This window comes from Pseudotabrizicola sp. 4114, assembly GCF_031457365.1.
Classification (GTDB): domain Bacteria; phylum Pseudomonadota; class Alphaproteobacteria; order Rhodobacterales; family Rhodobacteraceae; genus Pseudotabrizicola.
Genome location: NZ_JAVDWP010000001.1, coordinates 249,925 through 266,011 on the forward strand (window position 1 = coordinate 249,925; position 16,087 = coordinate 266,011).

The 16,087-nt window shown below is 62.5% G+C and carries 17 protein-coding genes; 9 read left to right on the top strand and 8 right to left on the bottom strand.

Translation table 11 applies throughout. The features are described 5' to 3' along the window. Positions 1–173: 173 nt before the first annotated feature. Entirely contained in the window at positions 174–1,841 is a 1,668-nt protein-coding gene (locus J2X53_RS01260) for an acyl-CoA dehydrogenase family protein (RefSeq protein WP_349035672.1), read from the bottom strand. A 226-nt stretch (positions 1,842–2,067) separates the two neighbouring features. Here J2X53_RS01260 and J2X53_RS01265 point away from each other — a divergent pair, with 226 nt between their 5' ends. Then, the gene (locus tag J2X53_RS01265; RefSeq protein WP_349035673.1) at positions 2,068–2,829 is read left to right on the top strand and encodes a sulfite exporter TauE/SafE family protein; all 762 of its coding nucleotides are present in this window, start codon (positions 2,068–2,070) and stop codon (positions 2,827–2,829) included. A gap of 142 nt (positions 2,830–2,971) precedes the next feature. Here the strand turns inward: J2X53_RS01265 and J2X53_RS01270 are convergent, their stop codons facing one another. Then, positions 2,972–4,570 carry a phosphoenolpyruvate carboxykinase gene (locus J2X53_RS01270; RefSeq protein ID WP_349035674.1) on the bottom strand — a complete coding sequence of 533 codons (1,599 nt, stop codon included), beginning with the start codon at positions 4,568–4,570 and terminating at the stop codon, positions 2,972–2,974. A 362-nt stretch (positions 4,571–4,932) separates the two neighbouring features. Here J2X53_RS01270 and J2X53_RS01275 point away from each other — a divergent pair, with 362 nt between their 5' ends. Genes J2X53_RS01275 through J2X53_RS01305 form a run of 7 tightly spaced genes read left to right on the top strand, consistent with a single transcriptional unit; the run spans position 4,933 to position 10,278 of the window. Then, the gene (locus tag J2X53_RS01275; RefSeq protein ID WP_349035675.1) at positions 4,933–5,634 is read left to right on the top strand and encodes a response regulator transcription factor; all 702 of its coding nucleotides are present in this window, start codon (positions 4,933–4,935) and stop codon (positions 5,632–5,634) included. Then, on the top strand, positions 5,631–7,319 hold the full coding sequence (locus J2X53_RS01280; protein ID WP_349035676.1) for a sensor histidine kinase: 1,689 nt from the start codon (positions 5,631–5,633) through the stop codon (positions 7,317–7,319). The genes J2X53_RS01275 and J2X53_RS01280 overlap by 4 nt, the downstream gene beginning before the upstream one ends. A gap of 9 nt (positions 7,320–7,328) precedes the next feature. Then, positions 7,329–7,751 carry a serine kinase gene (locus J2X53_RS01285; protein WP_349035677.1) on the top strand — a complete coding sequence of 141 codons (423 nt, stop codon included), beginning with the start codon at positions 7,329–7,331 and terminating at the stop codon, positions 7,749–7,751. After that, positions 7,735–8,700, top strand: a complete 966-nt coding sequence (gene rapZ, locus J2X53_RS01290; protein WP_349035678.1) for an RNase adapter RapZ — start codon at positions 7,735–7,737, stop codon at positions 8,698–8,700. Before J2X53_RS01285 ends, rapZ begins: the two co-directional genes overlap by 17 nt. Continuing rightward, positions 8,697–9,092: a PTS fructose transporter subunit IIA gene (locus J2X53_RS01295; protein ID WP_118150349.1), complete on the top strand. Its 396-nt coding sequence runs from the start codon at positions 8,697–8,699 to the stop codon at positions 9,090–9,092. The genes rapZ and J2X53_RS01295 overlap by 4 nt, the downstream gene beginning before the upstream one ends. Before the next feature lie 2 nt (positions 9,093–9,094). Further along, positions 9,095–9,364, top strand: coding sequence for an HPr family phosphocarrier protein (locus tag J2X53_RS01300; RefSeq protein ID WP_349035679.1), 270 nt, complete (start codon positions 9,095–9,097; stop codon positions 9,362–9,364). Positions 9,365–9,369: 5 nt separating this feature from the next. Then, positions 9,370–10,278 (top strand): lysophospholipid acyltransferase family protein, encoded by a 909-nt coding sequence (locus tag J2X53_RS01305; protein ID WP_349035680.1) that lies wholly within the window; start codon positions 9,370–9,372, stop codon positions 10,276–10,278. Between the two features lie 89 nt (positions 10,279–10,367). On the opposite strand, the gene J2X53_RS01310 is transcribed toward J2X53_RS01305, so the two are convergent. Further along, the gene (locus J2X53_RS01310) at positions 10,368–11,243 is read right to left on the bottom strand and encodes a 3-hydroxybutyryl-CoA dehydrogenase (protein WP_349035681.1); all 876 of its coding nucleotides are present in this window, start codon (positions 11,241–11,243) and stop codon (positions 10,368–10,370) included. 186 nt (positions 11,244–11,429) lie between these two features. On the opposite strand from J2X53_RS01310, the gene J2X53_RS01315 reads away from it, so the two are divergent. Further along, on the top strand, positions 11,430–12,257 hold the full coding sequence (locus J2X53_RS01315; protein ID WP_349035682.1) for a DUF6473 family protein: 828 nt from the start codon (positions 11,430–11,432) through the stop codon (positions 12,255–12,257). A 54-nt stretch (positions 12,258–12,311) separates the two neighbouring features. On the opposite strand, the gene J2X53_RS01320 is transcribed toward J2X53_RS01315, so the two are convergent. The 5 genes from J2X53_RS01320 to J2X53_RS01340 form a co-directional block, all read right to left on the bottom strand. Further along, the gene (locus J2X53_RS01320) at positions 12,312–13,235 is read right to left on the bottom strand and encodes an electron transfer flavoprotein subunit alpha/FixB family protein (RefSeq protein ID WP_349035683.1); all 924 of its coding nucleotides are present in this window, start codon (positions 13,233–13,235) and stop codon (positions 12,312–12,314) included. Further along, positions 13,235–13,996, bottom strand: a complete 762-nt coding sequence (locus J2X53_RS01325; RefSeq protein ID WP_349035684.1) for an electron transfer flavoprotein subunit beta/FixA family protein — start codon at positions 13,994–13,996, stop codon at positions 13,235–13,237. Before J2X53_RS01325 ends, J2X53_RS01320 begins: the two co-directional genes overlap by 1 nt. A 116-nt stretch (positions 13,997–14,112) precedes the next feature. Continuing rightward, a complete protein-coding gene (locus J2X53_RS01330; protein ID WP_349035685.1) occupies positions 14,113–14,685 on the bottom strand; it encodes a cob(I)yrinic acid a,c-diamide adenosyltransferase in 573 nt (190 codons plus the stop codon). Between the two features lie 3 nt (positions 14,686–14,688). Then, entirely contained in the window at positions 14,689–14,895 is a 207-nt protein-coding gene (locus J2X53_RS01335) for a twin transmembrane helix small protein (RefSeq protein WP_118150357.1), read from the bottom strand. A gap of 287 nt (positions 14,896–15,182) precedes the next feature. Next, positions 15,183–16,007 carry an SDR family NAD(P)-dependent oxidoreductase gene (locus J2X53_RS01340; RefSeq protein WP_349035686.1) on the bottom strand — a complete coding sequence of 275 codons (825 nt, stop codon included), beginning with the start codon at positions 16,005–16,007 and terminating at the stop codon, positions 15,183–15,185. Between the last annotated feature and the right edge of the window lie 80 nt (positions 16,008–16,087).

The following is a 16,087-nucleotide window of genomic DNA, read 5'->3' on the forward strand; positions in this document are numbered from 1 at the left end:
TTTTTGCCAAGATGAAATCAAAAGCGCAGCGCTTTGCCCATTCATCTTGGAAAAAATACTCAAAAAGCACCCTTTGCTCCGGGAGAAAAGGTTAAAGATCTGTAAAAACGGCAGGGTCAAGGCTCTGATATCAGACGATACCTTGTCCTGACCCCCTGTGTCACATTCTGAAGTCAGTCCAGCAGCCGCCGGGCAATCACCTGCGCTTGAATCTCGGCAGCACCCTCAAAGATATTGAGGATGCGGGCATCGCACAGGATGCGGCTGATCTGATACTCCAAGGCAAAGCCGTTGCCGCCATGGATCTGCAGCGCATTGTCCGCCGCGGCCCAGGCCACCCGCGCGCCCAGCAGTTTGGCCATCCCGGCCTCAAGATCGCAGCGCTTGTCATGGTCCTTTTGCCAGGCACTGAAATAGGTCAGCTGACGCGCCACCATGATCTCCACCGCCATCATGGCGAGCTTCCCCGCCACGCGCGGGAATTCGATCAGGGCCTTGCCGAACTGCTTGCGGTCCTCGGCATAGCTCATCCCCACATCCAGCGCGTTCTGCGCCACGCCGATGGCGCGGGCAGCGGTCTGGATGCGGGCGGATTCAAAGGTCTGCATCAGTTGCTTGAAGCCCTGGCCCTCGACCCCGCCCAGCAGGTTGTCGCCCTTCACCTTGAAGTCGTCAAAGTTGACGGTGTATTCCTTCATGCCGCGATACCCCAGCACCTCGATCTCGCCGCCCGACAGGCCGGGATCGACAAACGGGGCTTCATCGGTGCCGGGGGTCTTTTCGGCCAGGAACATCGACAGCCCGCGATAGTCGGAGGTGGCATCGACCGAGCGGGCCAGCACGGTCATCACATGGGTCCGGGCGGCGTGGGTGATCCAGGTCTTGTTGCCGGTGATGGTCCAATCCCCGCCCTCGCGCCGCGCGCGGGTGCGCAGCGATCCGAGGTCCGAGCCGGTATTGGGCTCGGTGAACACCGCCGTCGGCAGAATTTCCCCGCTCGCCAGCTTTGGCAGCCACTGCGCCTTTTGCTCTGCCGTGCCACCGCACAGGATCAGTTCCGCCGCGATCTCGGAGCGGGTGCCAAGCGAGCCCACGCCGATATAGCCGCGCGACAGCTCTTCCGACACCACCACCATGCTGGCCTTGGACAGGCCAAAGCCGCCGAACTCCTCGGGAATGGTCAGGCCGAACACGCCCATTTCCGCCAGCTGGTCGATCACCGACATCGGGATCAGCTCGTCCTTCAGGTGCCACTCATGCGCGAACGGCGCGACCTGTTCGGCGGCAAAGCGGCGGAACTGGTTGCGGATCATCTCCAGCTCGTCATCCAGGCCCGTCGCGCCAAAGGTGGCATTGGCGCGGCCATCGCGCATCAGCGCGACCAGAGCCGCGCGGGCGGCGGCGGTGTTGCCTTGCGCCATCAGCCGCTGCGCCGCAGGCCCCCATGCGGGCGCGTCAAGCTCCAGATCCTGCAACCGGGCGATTTCGCCCTGGCTCATCGGGATGCCGCCCTGGATCTGGCTCAGATACTCGGCATAGGCGATCTGCAGGATCAGCCCCTCCATCTCGCCGAACCTGCCGTCTGCCTGCAGACGGAGCGCCCAGGCCTGCATCTGGCGCAGGGCTTCGGTATAGGTGGCCAGCCAGGACAGCGCATGCGCGGCATATTGGTGCGCCTCCATCGCCGGGGCCGATACCTTGCCGCTGACCGTCACCAAAGCCCGCAAATTCTCCCGCCCTTGGGTGAACAGGGCCTCTGCCTCGGGCAGGGCCTGCGCTGTGAGGTCGAGAAGCCCGCCAAGCAGGGGCGAGGGGGGGAGGGTCTGTCCGTCGTGGGCCATGGCGCGATTCCTGTCCTTGGATTCTGCGAGTGCATTGGAGCTAATCACTTTGCAAGTGCAGCGCAACTTAATTTCAACGCAAACCGGGTCAAGTGACTGAAAGTGTCGCAGGCGAATTGCCGGTCTGGTCTGGCAGCGACATGTGTTTGCCAAAGCCATTCAAGGGGTTTTCATTTCCGGTGCCGCGCGCGATGCAGGGCGGATGATTGAAAACATGATCCTTTCTGTGTCTGCGGGACAGGGCCTGTGGCCGCTGATTGCCGCTGTGATGGTAACCCTTTTTGCCGGATTTGTGAAAGGCGCGGTTGGCTTTGCCATGCCGCTGATCATGATTTCGGCGTTTTCCGCCTTTCTGCCGCCCGAGGTGGCGCTGGCCGGGCTGATCCTGCCGACGCTGATCACCAACCTGAGCCAGGCCTTTCGTCAGGGGGTTGGCCCGGCACAGGCGACGGCCTGGCAATACCGGCGGTTTCTGATCGGCACGGTGGTGTTCATCACGATTGCGGCGCAGTTTTTCGATCTGATCCCGCGTGTGGCCTATCTGCTGCTGCTGGGGGTGCCGGTCACCGCCTTTGCGGCGCTGCAACTGGCGGGGGTGCCGCTGGCCCTGCGGCTGGAGCATCGCACCCGGGCGGAATGGGGGCTGGGGGTGATCGGGGGGCTCTATGGCGGCGTTTCGGGCATCTGGGGGCCACCGTTGCTGGTGTATCTGCTGTCGGTCAACGCTCCCAAGCTGGAGGCGATCCGGGCGCAGGGCGTGGTGTTCCTGATCGGGGCGGTGGCCTTGCTGGCGGCGCATCTGGGCACGGGGCTGGCCAATGCGCAGACACTGGCATTTTCTGCCGCGCTGGTGGTGCCGGCGCAGATCGGCATGGTGCTGGGCTACCGATTGCAGGACCGGCTGCCACAGGCGCAGTTCCGGCAGTGGACGCAGGCGCTCTTGGTGGTGTCGGGGCTTAATCTGGTGATGCAGGCGCTGGTGACATAGGACGGAAGCGCTCCGCGCGGGAGTATTTTGAAAGCAGCAAATGCACAGCGCCCGCGTGGGGGGGCACGCGGGCGCTGAGTATGGTCACTGTATGATCACCGTATGCTTCACGTATCGCAAACGTCGGGCTGTCTGTGCGCAATCAGCCGATGGCGGCGGCTTTGATGTCGTCGTCGATGTAAGGCACGTATTGGCCGAAGTTTTTCGAGAACATGTCGACCAGCTTTTGGGCCTGCGCATCATAGGCGGCAGTGTCGGCCCAGGTGGCGCGCGGGTTGAGCAAGGTGGCATCGACGCCAGCCAGCGCCACCGGCACCTCGAAGCCAAAGTTCGGATCGCGGCGGAATTCGACGCCCGCCAGCGAACCGTCAAGGGCGGCTGTCAGCAGGGCGCGGGTGGCCTTGATCGGCATCCGCTTGCCGGTGCCATAGGCGCCGCCGGTCCAGCCGGTGTTGACCAGCCAGCAGGTGGCACCCTGTTTGAGGATCTTTTCCTGCAACAGCTTGCCATAGACCTCGGGGCGGCGCGGCATGAACGGCGCGCCGAAGCAGGTCGAGAACGTCGGGGTCGGCTCTGTGATCCCACGCTCGGTGCCCGCCACTTTGGAGGTGAAGCCGGACAGGAAGTGATACATCGCCTGCGCTGGTGACAGCCGCGCGATGGGGGGCAGCACGCCGAAGGCGTCACAGGTCAGCATCACCACATGTTTCGGATGGCCGCCAAGCCCGGTGTCGGATGCGTTCGAAATTGCATCGAGCGGATAGGCGCAGCGGGTGTTGTCGGTCAGCGAATTGTCGGAAAAGTCCAGTTCCAGCGTTTCGGGATCATAGACCATGTTTTCCACCACGGTGCCAAAGCGCGAGGTGGTGGCGTAGATCTCCGGCTCGGCCTTGGGGTCCAGATTGATGGTCTTGGCGTAGCAACCGCCTTCGAAGTTGAAGATGCCACGGTCGGACCAGCCATGTTCGTCATCGCCGATCAGGGTGCGGTCGGGGGCGGCGGACAGGGTGGTCTTGCCGGTGCCGGACAGGCCGAAGAACACCGCCGCATCGACCGGATTGCCGATGGCGTGGTTGGCCGAGCAATGCATCGCCATCACGCCCTTGCCGGGCAGGATGTAGTTGAGGATGGTGAACACTGACTTCTTGTTCTCGCCAGCATAGGCGGTGTTGGCGATCAGCACGGTCTTTTCATCAAAGTTCAGCGCGATCACGGTTTCCGAGCGGCAGCCGTGGCGGGCCGGGTCGGCCTTGAAGCTGGGAACGTTGATGATGGTCCATTCCGGGGTGAAGCTGTCCAGCTCACTTGCCGCCGGGCGGCGCAGCAGATGGCGGATGAACAGGCCGTGCCAGGCCAGTTCCGCGATCACCCGCACATCCAGCCGGTGCAGCGGGTCGGCCCCGGCATAAAGGTCCTGCACGAACAGGTCACGCCCGGCCAGATGCGCCAGCATGTCGGCTTTCAGAACCGCATAAGCGTCGGGCGTCATCGGCGCGTTATTGTCCCACCAGATGGTCTTTTCGACCGAAGGCGTGCGGACAACGAATTTATCCTTGGGCGAACGGCCGGTAAACTGGCCGGTGGAGCACAGGAAGGCACCGCCTTTGCCCAGACGCCCTTCGCCCCGCGCAACGGCTGCTTCGACAAGGGCAGGCTCGATCTGGTTGTAATAGACGTTGCCCAAACCTGTGATGCCTTGCGCGTCGAGGGTTTGATCGGGGTTCACGCGTCCGTGGTTCATTCTGCAAGCTCCCGTTGCCCACGCAGTGGCGCGGGCTGAATTTCGGTCAGAATTCGGTATCCAGACCAATAGGATACCGGTGGCAACCCAGGGCCATTGGGTATCCACACCGCGCATATAACATAGGGATGACACATCGGAACAGGTCGCATTGGCGCAGTTAGCGCAACCATCTTCAGGTTAGCGCAACCATTTCCGCTCGATTTGCGGAACTGAGGCAAATTAGTCATTCCTTGGCAATTTTCTTGCCAGATGGGACTCCAAAACCGGGTGATTCGCAGTTCGTTGTTGATTCCGTGACCGGTTCCACAGATCATGATAGAAAAATAAGAGTACCGGGCAGTCACAAGGAAACGCACATCATGGCAAGGATCGCCCTTGTTGACGACGACAGGAATATCCTGACGTCTGTATCAATGACACTCGAAGCCGAAGGCTTTGAGGTTGAGACTTATAACGACGGCCAGTCCGCCTATGATGCGTTCACACGCCGCATGCCCGACATGGCTGTGCTCGACATCAAGATGCCGCGCATGGATGGCATGGATCTGCTGCAGCGCATCCGTCAGAAAACCAGCATGCCGGTGATCTTCCTGACCTCCAAGGACGACGAGATTGACGAGGTGCTGGGCCTGCGGATGGGCGCGGATGACTACGTCAAGAAACCGTTCAGCCAACGCCTGCTGGTCGAGCGGATCCGCGCCCTGTTGCGGCGTCAGGATGCCATCGTCACCGGCGAGGTGGCGGTGACCGAAGAAACCAAGATCATGGAGCGCGGCCATCTGCGGATGGACCCGCTGCGCCATTCGGTGTCGTGGAAGGGGCTGGATGTCTCGCTCACCGTGACCGAATTCATGCTGCTGCAGGCGCTGGCCCAGCGTCCCGGCTTTGTGAAATCGCGCGATCAGTTGATGGACGTGGCCTATGACGATCAGGTCTATGTCGATGACCGCACCATCGACAGCCATATCAAACGTCTGCGCAAGAAAATGCGCTCGGTGGATGATGAGTTTTCCGCCATCGAGACGCTGTACGGCATTGGCTATCGCTACAACGAAGCATGACCGCGATGCCCCAGATCGGCCTCCGGGATCCGCGCACCGCAAAGGGCGCAAACGTCCTTTTGGGCGAGGATTGGGTATCGTCTGACGGGGCGGAGGATGCTCTGCGCGAGCCCCGCAGCAAACGCGGCCTGTTGTCGCTGAAGCACTCGCCGCTGGCGCGCAAGATCGTCATTTTCAATCTGATGGCGCTTGTGGTGCTGGTTGCGGGTGTGCTCTTCCTTAACCCGTTCCGCGACAGTCTTGTGGTGCAGCGCGAGCAGGGCTTCGTGACCGAGGTGAAGCTGATCGCCGATGTGTTTGAGGCGCGGCTGCCGGCAACAGGCGTGGTTGACATGGGGCCGGACAGTGCCTTTGCGCAAGCTGTGGGCAATATCAGCCTGAGTGGTGGCACCTCGATCTTTGTCTTTGACAAGGATGCCCGCTTGATCGGCACCGCCACCGGACAGACATCAAAGACGCCGCAGGACCAGTCCACCGTGATCACCGGCTTTCTGAATGCGGTCTGGGATGGCGCATCGCGCCTGTTTTCCTCGGGCAGCGGGCGTGGGGCCAGTGTCGATCCGGAAAGTCTGGCGCGGGCGCTGTTTGACCGGGCCATCGCCGGGGAAACCGCGGTCAAGCTGGGCAAAGGCGCCGAAGGTGGCGCGCTGTTTTCCGTGGTCAGCCCGCTGGAGCGGGCGGGCGAAGTGCTGGGCGTGGTCGCGCTGATCAGCGCCGAAGGCGAGATTGACGCGCTGGTCCGCAACGAGCGGGAACAGATCCTGCAAATGTTCATGCTGGCGCTGCTGGTGTCGATTGGCCTCAGCCTTGTGCTGGCCTCGACCATCGCCAACCCGTTGTCGGATCTGGCGGCGGCGGCAGAGCTGGGCGACGCGCGCAAGATGCAGCCGGGGCGCATCCGCATTCCCGATCTGGCCGGTCGCCCGGATGAAATCGGCCGACTGTCGGTGGCGGTGCGCGGCATGGTGGCCGCCCTGTATGAACGCATTGATGCCAATGAACAATTTGCCGCCGATGTGGCCCATGAAATCAAGAACCCGCTGGCCAGCCTGCGCTCTGCCGTGGCCTCGATGCATCTGACCAAGCGTGATGAGCAGCGCACCCGGCTGCTGGAGGTGATTGATCATGATGTACGCCGGCTTGACCGGCTGGTCAGCGACATTTCAAACGCCTCGCGGCTCGACAGCGAACTGGTCAAGGAACAGGAAGAGGTTTTCAACCTGACCAAGACCCTGACCAACCTGTGCGACTATCTGGGTCAGCAGGCCGGAGAAAAAGGTGTTGAGCTGATCACCGATTTCCCCGCCGAACCGATCATGATTTCCGGGCTGGAGGCGCGGCTGGCGCAGGTTTTTGTCAACCTGGTCTCCAACGCGGTGTCATTCTGCGAAGAGGGCGATGCGGTGCGGGTCTGGACCCGCAAGCGCGATAACCGCGTGCTGGTCGTGGTCGAAGATACCGGCCCCGGCATTCCCGAAGAGGCGCTCACCAAGGTGTTCAAGCGCTTTTACTCCGAACGCCCGCAGGGCCAGTTCGGCAACAACTCCGGCCTTGGACTGTCGATCTCCAAGCAGATCGTCGAGGCGCATGGCGGCGTGATCTGGGCAGAAAACATCCGCCCGACCCATGCCGATGCCACCTCTGATCCGCTGGGGGCGCGGTTCATTGTCGGCCTGCCGGTGTGATGCCGCGCCATGACGGCGCCGCTGACCCTGCACGCCACCACCGTCGCCTTTGAGGGCCGGGCGATCCTGCTGACCGGGGCCACGGGCCGCGGCAAATCCGCACTGGCCCTGCAACTGATGGCGATCGGGGCCGGGCTGGTGGCCGATGACCAGACCATTCTGACCTTGCAGCGCGCGCAGATCATTGCCACCTGCCCCCCCGCCATCGCCGGACTGATCGAGGCGCGGGGTGTCGGCCTGCTCAACGCGCCGAATCTGCCACAGGCTAGCCTTGCCCTTGTGGTCGATCTTGACCGGGTTGAGGCCGCTCGGCTGCCCGATCACCGCACGATCACCATATTGGGACAGCCGCTTTCCCTTGTACTTGGCAGCAATTCGGCCCATTTTCCTTCTTCGCTCAAGCACTATGTTTTGTATGGGCGAGGTGGGTAGCAGGCTGGAAAACGTGACAGAAAGCGCTCCTCTTCAACCACAGGGCCATCAGCTGGTTCTGGTCACCGGCCCTTCGGGTGCCGGGCGGACCACTGCGATCAACGCGCTGGAGGATCTGGGGTATGAGGTGATCGACAACCTGCCGCTGACGCTGGTGCCCCGGCTGATCGAAGGGCCGCCGACAGTGCAGCCGATTGCCCTCGGCCTTGATGTGCGCAACCGTGACTTTGCCGCCTCCAACCTGATCGAGCTGATCGACCGCCTGACCCGTGATCCCGGCGTGCAGCTCAGCGTGCTGTATATCGACTGTCACCCAGCCGTTCTGGTGCAACGCTACAGCGAAACCCGCCGCCGCCATCCCCTCGCGCCCAGCGACAGCCCGGAAGAGGGGGTTGACCGTGAGATTGACCTGCTCGCCCCGATCAAGGCGCGGGCCGATCATCTGATCGACACCACCGATCTGACCGTCCACGGCCTAAAGGCCGAGGTGACGCGCTGGTTTGGTCAGGGGCAGGGGCCAAGCCTTGCGGTCTCGGTGCAGAGTTTCAGCTACAAGCGCGGTGTTCCGCGCGGCGTTGATATGGTGTTCGACTGCCGGTTCCTGCGCAATCCGCACTGGGACGCTACGCTGCGCACCAGCGATGGCCGCGACTCACAGGTTGTAGACTTCATTCATCAGGATGCCCGGTTTGAAGAGTTCTATCAAAAGTTGAGCGACATTATCACTTTTCTCCTGCCAGCCCATCTGGCCGAGGGGCGGTCGCATGTCAGCATTGCGTTTGGATGTACCGGGGGGCAACACAGATCGGTTGCCGTAGCGGAAATGATGGCTGACACCCTTGCGAACGCCGGCTGGGCGGTGTCAAAACGACATCGGGAACTCGAACGGCGGGCGGCTGCCGGGCCAGCGGGACCGGGTGCGCAACCAACAAGGATGGACGGCCTGTGATCGGAATCGTGATCGTGGCACATGGGGGGCTGGCGCGCGAATACCTCGCCGCGGTCGAGCATGTCGTCGGCCCACAATCTGCCATGCGCGCGATCTCGATCGAGGATGATCACGACCGCGCCGCCAAACAGGCCGAAATCTGTGGTGCGGCAGACGCGGTTGATCGCGGCGCCGGCGTGGTCGTGGTGACCGACATGTTCGGCGGATCGCCGTCAAACCTGTCGCTGATGGCCTGTTGCGGCCCGGACCGGCGCATCATCTACGGCGCAAACCTGCCGATGCTGATCAAGCTGACAAAATCGCGTGAGGTGCCGGTGGCCGATGCCGTCGCGGCAGCACTGGATGCAGGCCGCAAATACATTAACAGCCTGGATCTGGGCGGAGGTGCCTGAATTTGGCTGATAAAACCCTGTCCATCATCAACGAAAAGGGCCTTCATGCCCGCGCCAGCGCCAAATTTGTCGAAGTGGTCGAGGCGTTTGATGCCCAGGCCCAGGTCACAAAAGACGGCATGACCGTCTCGGGCGACTCGATCATGGGGCTTTTGATGTTGGCAGCCTCCCGCGGAACCTCTATTGAAGTGCGGACCACGGGGGCCGAGGCGGACCTATTGGCTGAAGCGCTTTGCGCGCTTGTGGCCAATCGCTTCGGGGAAGATTACTGAGCCACATGGTGGTGCAGAAAGGCCGACGGATCGTGACAGAACATCCGCAGATCGACACGCGCATCGGTGATGGGACAGATCTTGTGCCGCGCGATCGTCCGTATGACATGCGCCGGCTGTCCTATGCCGGCAGTTTTTCCAACCCGGTCAAGGCCGGGGCAATCCGCGCCATTGAATGGGCGACCGCCAAGATCACCCTGCTGCTGCTGATCCGCGAATTTGAACGCGCCGGCGCGCCGTTTGGCTCGCCGTTCTGGCCAAAGGCCCTGCGGCACATGGGCATCCGTATCGACACCCCGCCGGAAGAGGTCGCGCATATTCCGCCGACCGGGCCGGTGGTGGTGGTCTCGAACCACCCGCATGGGCTCGTCGATGGCATGATTCTGGCCGAGATCGTCAACCGGGTGCGGTCGGATTTCAGGATCCTGACCCGGTCCCTGCTGACCGGCATTCCCGAGGTCGAGGAATTCATGATCCCGGTGCCGTTCCCGCATGAGGAGAACGCGCGTGAGGCTGGGTTGGTGATGCGCAATCTGACAATGGAACACCTGCAGCGGGGCGGGGTCATCATCCTGTTCCCGGCGGGCAAAGTCGCGATGTCCGAAGGATTTTTCGGCCCGGCGGTCGAGGCGGAGTGGAACCTGTTCACCCACAAGATGATCCAGCGCTCGGGCGCGACCATCGTTCCGGTGCATTTCACCGGGCAGAACAGCCGTCTGTTCCTGATCGCCAACAAGCTGTCAGATACGCTGCGGCAGGGCTTGCTGCTGTATGAAATCAAGCGCGCCCTGTTCAAACCGCAGCGCCCGTTCATCGGGGCCGCCATCCCGGCCTCGGAACTGACTAAATGGGAAGGCAATCCGCGCGGCTTTCTGGCCTGGCTGCGCCAGCACACGCTGGATCTGGGGCGATAACGCCAACGGAACGACGGCATTGACCCGTCGATTTTTCTGCGAAAAATCAGCCGCGCCTGCCGGATTTTTCGCAGAAAAATCGTGGCGGGTCAGCGCGTCGGCACCGGCGTTTCACCGCGATAGTCATAAAACCCGCGCTGCGTCTTGCGGCCCAGCCACCCGGCTTCGACATATTTGGTCAACAGCGGGCAGGGGCGGTATTTGGTATCCGCCAGCCCGTCATGCAGCACGTTCATGATCGCAAGACAGGTATCCAGCCCGATGAAATCGGCCAGTTCCAGCGGCCCCATCGGGTGATTGGCCCCCAGTTTCATCGATTCGTCGATCGACTTCACCGAGCCAACCCCTTCATACAGCGTATAAACCGCCTCATTGATCATCGGCATCAGAATGCGGTTGACGATAAAGGCCGGAAAATCCTCGGCGCTCGCCGCCGTCTTGCCCAGCTTGCGCACCACCGCATGCATCGCATCCCAGGTTTCCTGATCGGTCGCAATGCCCCGGATCAGCTCGACCAGTTGCATCACCGGCACCGGGTTCATGAAGTGGAAGCCCATGAATTTTTCCGGCCGGTCAGTGCGGCTGGCCAGCCGGGTGATCGAGATCGACGAGGTGTTCGAGGTCAGGATCGTATGCGGTTTCAGGTGCGGCAGCAGGTCATCAAAAATCGCCTGTTTGACGGTTTCCCGCTCGGTCGCGGCCTCGATGATCAGATCGCAGGGGCCGACCTCGGCCAGTTTCAGGGTGGTCCTGATCCGGGCCATGGCGGCGGCTTTGTCGTCTGCGCTGACCTTCCCACGGGAGACCTGGCGTTCGATATTGCGGTCGATGGTGGCGATGGCATTGGACAACGCGGCTTCATTCACGTCGGTCAGAACAACGTCATAGCCTGCAAGCGCAAAAACATGGGCAATCCCATTGCCCATCTGCCCGGCCCCGACCACGCCCACGCTGCGAATGTCCATCTGAGATTTCCTTCTCTGTCGTCCGCGCCAACCTTATGCGCCGGGCCACGGCGGGGCAAGAGCGCTGCGTCGCAGCGCCATCGCACGCGACCGGATCGGCAGGATTTTCGGCGAATGCGCAAGTTAGCGGTTTCGTAACGGGAATCGGAAAATCTGATTACGGGTGACTGAACTGTGGTGGGTGTGATGGCTTTCGAAGATCCGGGCGATGGGTCGCTCGACTATTATCCATGCCGATATGGCATGTCGCGGGTGCTGTTCCGGGGCCCGCGCCGGGATCTGGACCGTCCCTATGTGGTGACACTCGGCGGCACCGAAACCTATGGCAAATTCGTGCCTGAACCCTTTCCGGCGCTGATCGAGGCGGCGACGGGGCTGCGTATGGTCAACCTGGGCTTTGTGAATGCCGGGCTGGATCTGTATCTCAAAGACCCCGATGTGCTCGAAACCGCGTCGCGGGCGCGGCTGGCTGTGGTGCAGATTGTCGGCGCGCAGAACCTGACGAACCGGTTCTATTCGGTGCATGCCCGGCGCAATGACCGCTTTCTGCGCGCGTCGTCTTATCTGCGCAACATCTACCGTGAGGTGGATTTTACCGAATTCAGCTTTACCCGCCATATGCTCAGCACGTTGCAGGCCGTCTCTGAAAACCGGTTCGAGGTACTGGCCGAAGAGCTGCGCGCTGCATGGGTCACGCGGATGAAAACGCTGATCGCCTCGCTGCCGTGCAAAACCCTGCTGCTCTGGGTCGCCAACACCCCGCCGCCCGCGCCGGGGCGGCGGTCCGATCTGGCGCATGATCCTCTGCTGGTCGATGCCGAGATGGTTGCGGTCCTGCGCGCGCAGGTGACCTGCTACGTCGAGGTTGTGGCCTCGCCTGATGCGGTGCTGCGCGGCACCTCTGGCATGGCCTATGCGCCGTTTGATGCGCCCGCAGCACAGGGCCTGCCCGGCCCGGCCGTGCATCGCCAGATCGCCGACCAGCTGGGGCCAGAGCTGCTGCGCCTGTTCTGAACGCAAACGGGCGCCCGGTCAGGGGCGCCCGTTGCCGTACATCGTGAGAGCAGCTTACAGCTTTTCCGTCAATTCGGGCACCAGGGTGAACAGATCACCCACCAGCCCGTAATCGGCCACCTGGAAGATCGGGGCCTCTTCATCCTTGTTGATCGCGACGATGACCTTGGAATCCTTCATCCCCGCAAGGTGCTGAATCGCCCCGGAAATTCCGACAGCGATGTACAGCTTCGGTGCCACGACCTTGCCGGTCTGGCCCACTTGCCAGTCGTTCGGCGCATAGCCCGAATCGACTGCCGCACGGCTTGCACCCACCGCAGCGCCCAGCTTGTCGGCCAGCCCTTCGATCAGTTTGAAGTCCGCTTCCGACCCGACGCCGCGTCCGCCCGACACCACAATCCCGGCGCTGGTCAGATCAGGCCGGTCAGATGACGCCACCTTGTCCTCAACCCAGGACGACAGCGCCTCAACAGGCCCCGTCACCGGTTCCACCGCAACCGACCCACCCGAGCCCACGCCGGTAAAGTTGGCGGTACGGATGGTCATCACCTTGGTCGCATCCGACGATTTCACGGTCTGGATCGCGTTCCCGGCATAAATCGGGCGCTCGAAGGTGTCGTCGTCAATCACCGCCGTCACATCCGACAGCACCATCACGTCCAGGAGTGCCGCAACCCGAGGCATCACATTCTTGCAAAACGCGGTCGAGGCGCCGGCAATGTGGGAATAGTCCCCCGCCAAAGACACGATCAGCGCCGCGGTCGATTCCGCCAGCCCGTGGCAATAGGCGTGGTCATCGGCGAACAGCACGCGGGCCACGCCATCCAGTTTTGCCGCCTCGGCCGCAGCGGATTCACCGCCCTGACCCGCGACCAGGATATGCACATCGCCCAACGACTTCACTGCCGTTACAGTCTTGGCCACCGCATCGGTGGCAAGTTGCCCGTCATTCACATCGGCCAGAAGGAGAACAGCCATCAGATCACCCCCGCTTCGTCTTTGAGTTTCGCAATCAGCTCATCCACCGACCCGACCTTGATCCCGGCCTTGCGGCCTGCGGGTTCCACGGTTTTGACCACCGACAGGCGCGGGGTGACATCCACGCCGTAATCGGCGGGGGTCTTGGCGGCCAGCGGTTTGGCCTTGGCCTTCATGATATTGGGCAGGCTCGCATAGCGTGGCTCGTTCAGGCGCAGGTCGACCGTGACAATCGTCGGCATTTTCACCGAAATCGTCTGCAACCCGCCATCCACTTCGCGCGTGACCTTTGCCGTGTCGCCGTCAATCACCAGCTCGCTGGCAAAGGTGGCCTGCGACCAGCCCAGCAGCGCCGACAGCATCTGCCCGGTGGCGTTCATGTCATTGTCGATCGCCTGTTTGCCACACAGCACCAGACCGGGCGCTTCTTCCTTGACCACAGCCGCCAGCAGCTTGGCCACGGCCAGAGGCTCGATGTCGGTCTGCACCGTGTCGGTCGCCTCGATCAGGATGGCGCGGTCCGCCCCCATCGCAAGTGCTGTGCGCAGCGTTTCCTGAGATTGCTTGACGCCGATCGACACCACGACCACCTCAGTCGCAATGCCCTTTTCCTTCAACCGGATCGCCTCTTCGACGGCAATCTCGTCGAACGGGTTCATCGACATTTTCACATTGGCCAGATCGACACCGCTACCGTCCGCTTTCACGCGCACCTTCACGTTGTAGTCGATCACACGTTTGACAGGCACAAGCACCTTCATCGACGCAAATCTCCCATATGTTCAAGCTCTCTGCATGGGTACCTAACGGGTCTTTCCCCACCATGACAGTGCAAAATCGACGCGCGGCGCGCCCGGAACGCCACGTTGCACCGCACTCAGCGGGTCAGACCGGGCACCCAGAGCACATCGGCTTTGCCATCATCATTGGCGATCCGCCCGGCGACAAAGAACCAGTCCGACAGCCGGTTCAGATATTTGACCGCCTCGGCGTTGACCTCTTCCAGCGTGCCCAGTTCCACCACCAGCCGCTCGGCGCGGCGGCACACGGTGCGGCACAGATGCAGCTGCGCGGCCAGCGGGCTGCCACCGGGCAGGATAAAGCTGCGCAGCGGCGTCAGCCGCGCGTTCCAGATGTCGATCTCCTGCTCCAGCCGGGCGACCTGCCCCGCGATCATCCGCAGCGGGGTATAAGACAGGTCCTTGTCCTTGTGCATGTCGGGGGTGCACAGATCCGCTCCCAGATCGAACAGATCGTTCGAGATCCGGGCAAGGGCTGCATCCATCTCTGCACTGGCATGCAACCGCGCCAGACCCACGGTCGCGTTGGTTTCATCCACCGTGCCATAGGCCGACACCCGCAGGCTGTGCTTGGCCACGCGCGCGCCATTGCCCAAGGCGGTTTCCCCGGCATCGCCGGTTTTGGTATATATTTTCGACAGAACAACCATGTCTCAGCCCCCTTTGCTGCGCAGATAGGCGAAGCCCACGATCAGCAGCACCGCCAAAGCCTGCGCTGCGATGCGGTAACGCATCAGCCGGTTGGCGTGTTTGCGGTTGAAATCACCGCCCTTGGCAAAGCCCCCGATCCCGATCATCAGAATGATCAGAACCCCAAGGCTGGCCACGGCAGCCAGAATGAACAGCGGATCGTTGAGCATGGGTATCCCCTTCCTGTCCGCATGACTTAGGCGGCAATCGGGCAAAAGCGAAGGCGAAATTTGCGCGCCGGTCAACGGCAGAACCGCTCCGCGGGGAGTATTTGCAAAGCAGCAATGGCAAAGGCCGCGCTTTTGCAGTTGCAGCTTTTGAAAATACTCCCCGCGGAGCGTCCGCCCCCACAGCCGCGCACCGCCGCAGAGCTGCGGGTACGGCCCCGCATCCCGTGGTAACGCCACCGAGCGGGGGCTCGATGCCCCCCGAGGTGGCTCCTTTTGTCGCAGGCGCCTCAGCCCTTGGCGATCAGCCAGTCCAGCGTGCGCGTCGGCAGAATGCGCCGCAAGGCCCCCATCAGCCGGGTCGGCGTGGTCACGTAATAGCGCGCGCGCGGCCTGCGGCTTTCCAGCGCATGGATCAGCTTTTGCGTCACCGCCTGCGCCGGCAGCTCAAACCGGTCTGGCCCCCGGCTTTCATAGAGCCGCCCGCGCAAGGCGGCGTATTCCGGGGCGCGGGCCGAGGCTTCCCAGTCGATCCACTTCTCGAAATGCGGGATCGCATTGGCCCGGATCCGGCTGGTGATCGGGCCGGGCTCGATCAGGCTGACATGGATGCCGGTGCCCTGCATCTCGATCCGCAGCACATCGGTCAGCCCCTCCAGCGCGAATTTGGTCGCAACGTAGGCCCCGCGCCATTTCATGCCCACCAGACCCAGCACCGACGAGCAGTTGACGATCCGGCCATGGCCTTGCGCCCGCATCACCGGAATCACCCGCCGGGTCAGGTCATGGGTGCCAAACAGGTTGGTCTCGAAAATCTCGCGCAGCGCACCGCGCGGCAGGTCTTCCACCGCGCCGGGGCAGGCAAAGGCCCCGTTGTTATAGAGCGCGTCCAAGGTGCCGCCGGTCGCCTCCAGCACCTGCGCCAGCGCCGCCTCAAGGCTGGCCTCATCGGCGTAATCCAGCCGCGGGCTGTCAAAGCCCTCGGCGATCAGCCGGTCGCAATCGGCCTGCTGACGGCAGCTGGCAAACACCCGCCAGCCCCGCGCCCGCAACCCGCGTGCGGCATCCAGCCCGATTCCCGACGAACAGCCGGTGATAAGCACATTGCGCTGCATGAAACGGTCCTGCCTGCCTGCATTGTTTCGATTTTGGATGAGAAACTCATCAGTCTGCACGCATTGTCGTCTGCGTCTTT

What these genes read in the sequence shown, in the direction of transcription:
- J2X53_RS01260 (WP_349035672.1), bottom strand. Translation starts at nt 1,841, where the DNA reads ATGGCCCACGACGGACAGACCCTCCCCCCCTCGCCCCTGCTTGGCGGG.
- J2X53_RS01270 (WP_349035674.1), bottom strand. Translation starts at nt 4,570, where the DNA reads ATGAACCACGGACGCGTGAACCCCGATCAAACCCTCGACGCGCAAGGC.
- J2X53_RS01275 (WP_349035675.1), top strand. Translation starts at nt 4,933, where the DNA reads ATGGCAAGGATCGCCCTTGTTGACGACGACAGGAATATCCTGACGTCT.
- J2X53_RS01280 (WP_349035676.1), top strand. Translation starts at nt 5,631, where the DNA reads ATGACCGCGATGCCCCAGATCGGCCTCCGGGATCCGCGCACCGCAAAG.
- J2X53_RS01285 (WP_349035677.1), top strand. Translation starts at nt 7,329, where the DNA reads ATGACGGCGCCGCTGACCCTGCACGCCACCACCGTCGCCTTTGAGGGC.
- rapZ (WP_349035678.1), top strand. Translation starts at nt 7,735, where the DNA reads ATGGGCGAGGTGGGTAGCAGGCTGGAAAACGTGACAGAAAGCGCTCCT.
- J2X53_RS01305 (WP_349035680.1), top strand. Translation starts at nt 9,370, where the DNA reads ATGGTGGTGCAGAAAGGCCGACGGATCGTGACAGAACATCCGCAGATC.
- J2X53_RS01310 (WP_349035681.1), bottom strand. Translation starts at nt 11,243, where the DNA reads ATGGACATTCGCAGCGTGGGCGTGGTCGGGGCCGGGCAGATGGGCAAT.
- J2X53_RS01315 (WP_349035682.1), top strand. Translation starts at nt 11,430, where the DNA reads ATGGCTTTCGAAGATCCGGGCGATGGGTCGCTCGACTATTATCCATGC.
- J2X53_RS01320 (WP_349035683.1), bottom strand. Translation starts at nt 13,235, where the DNA reads ATGGCTGTTCTCCTTCTGGCCGATGTGAATGACGGGCAACTTGCCACC.
- J2X53_RS01325 (WP_349035684.1), bottom strand. Translation starts at nt 13,996, where the DNA reads ATGAAGGTGCTTGTGCCTGTCAAACGTGTGATCGACTACAACGTGAAG.
- J2X53_RS01330 (WP_349035685.1), bottom strand. Translation starts at nt 14,685, where the DNA reads ATGGTTGTTCTGTCGAAAATATATACCAAAACCGGCGATGCCGGGGAA.
- J2X53_RS01335 (WP_118150357.1), bottom strand. Translation starts at nt 14,895, where the DNA reads ATGCTCAACGATCCGCTGTTCATTCTGGCTGCCGTGGCCAGCCTTGGG.
- J2X53_RS01340 (WP_349035686.1), bottom strand. Translation starts at nt 16,007, where the DNA reads ATGCAGCGCAATGTGCTTATCACCGGCTGTTCGTCGGGAATCGGGCTG.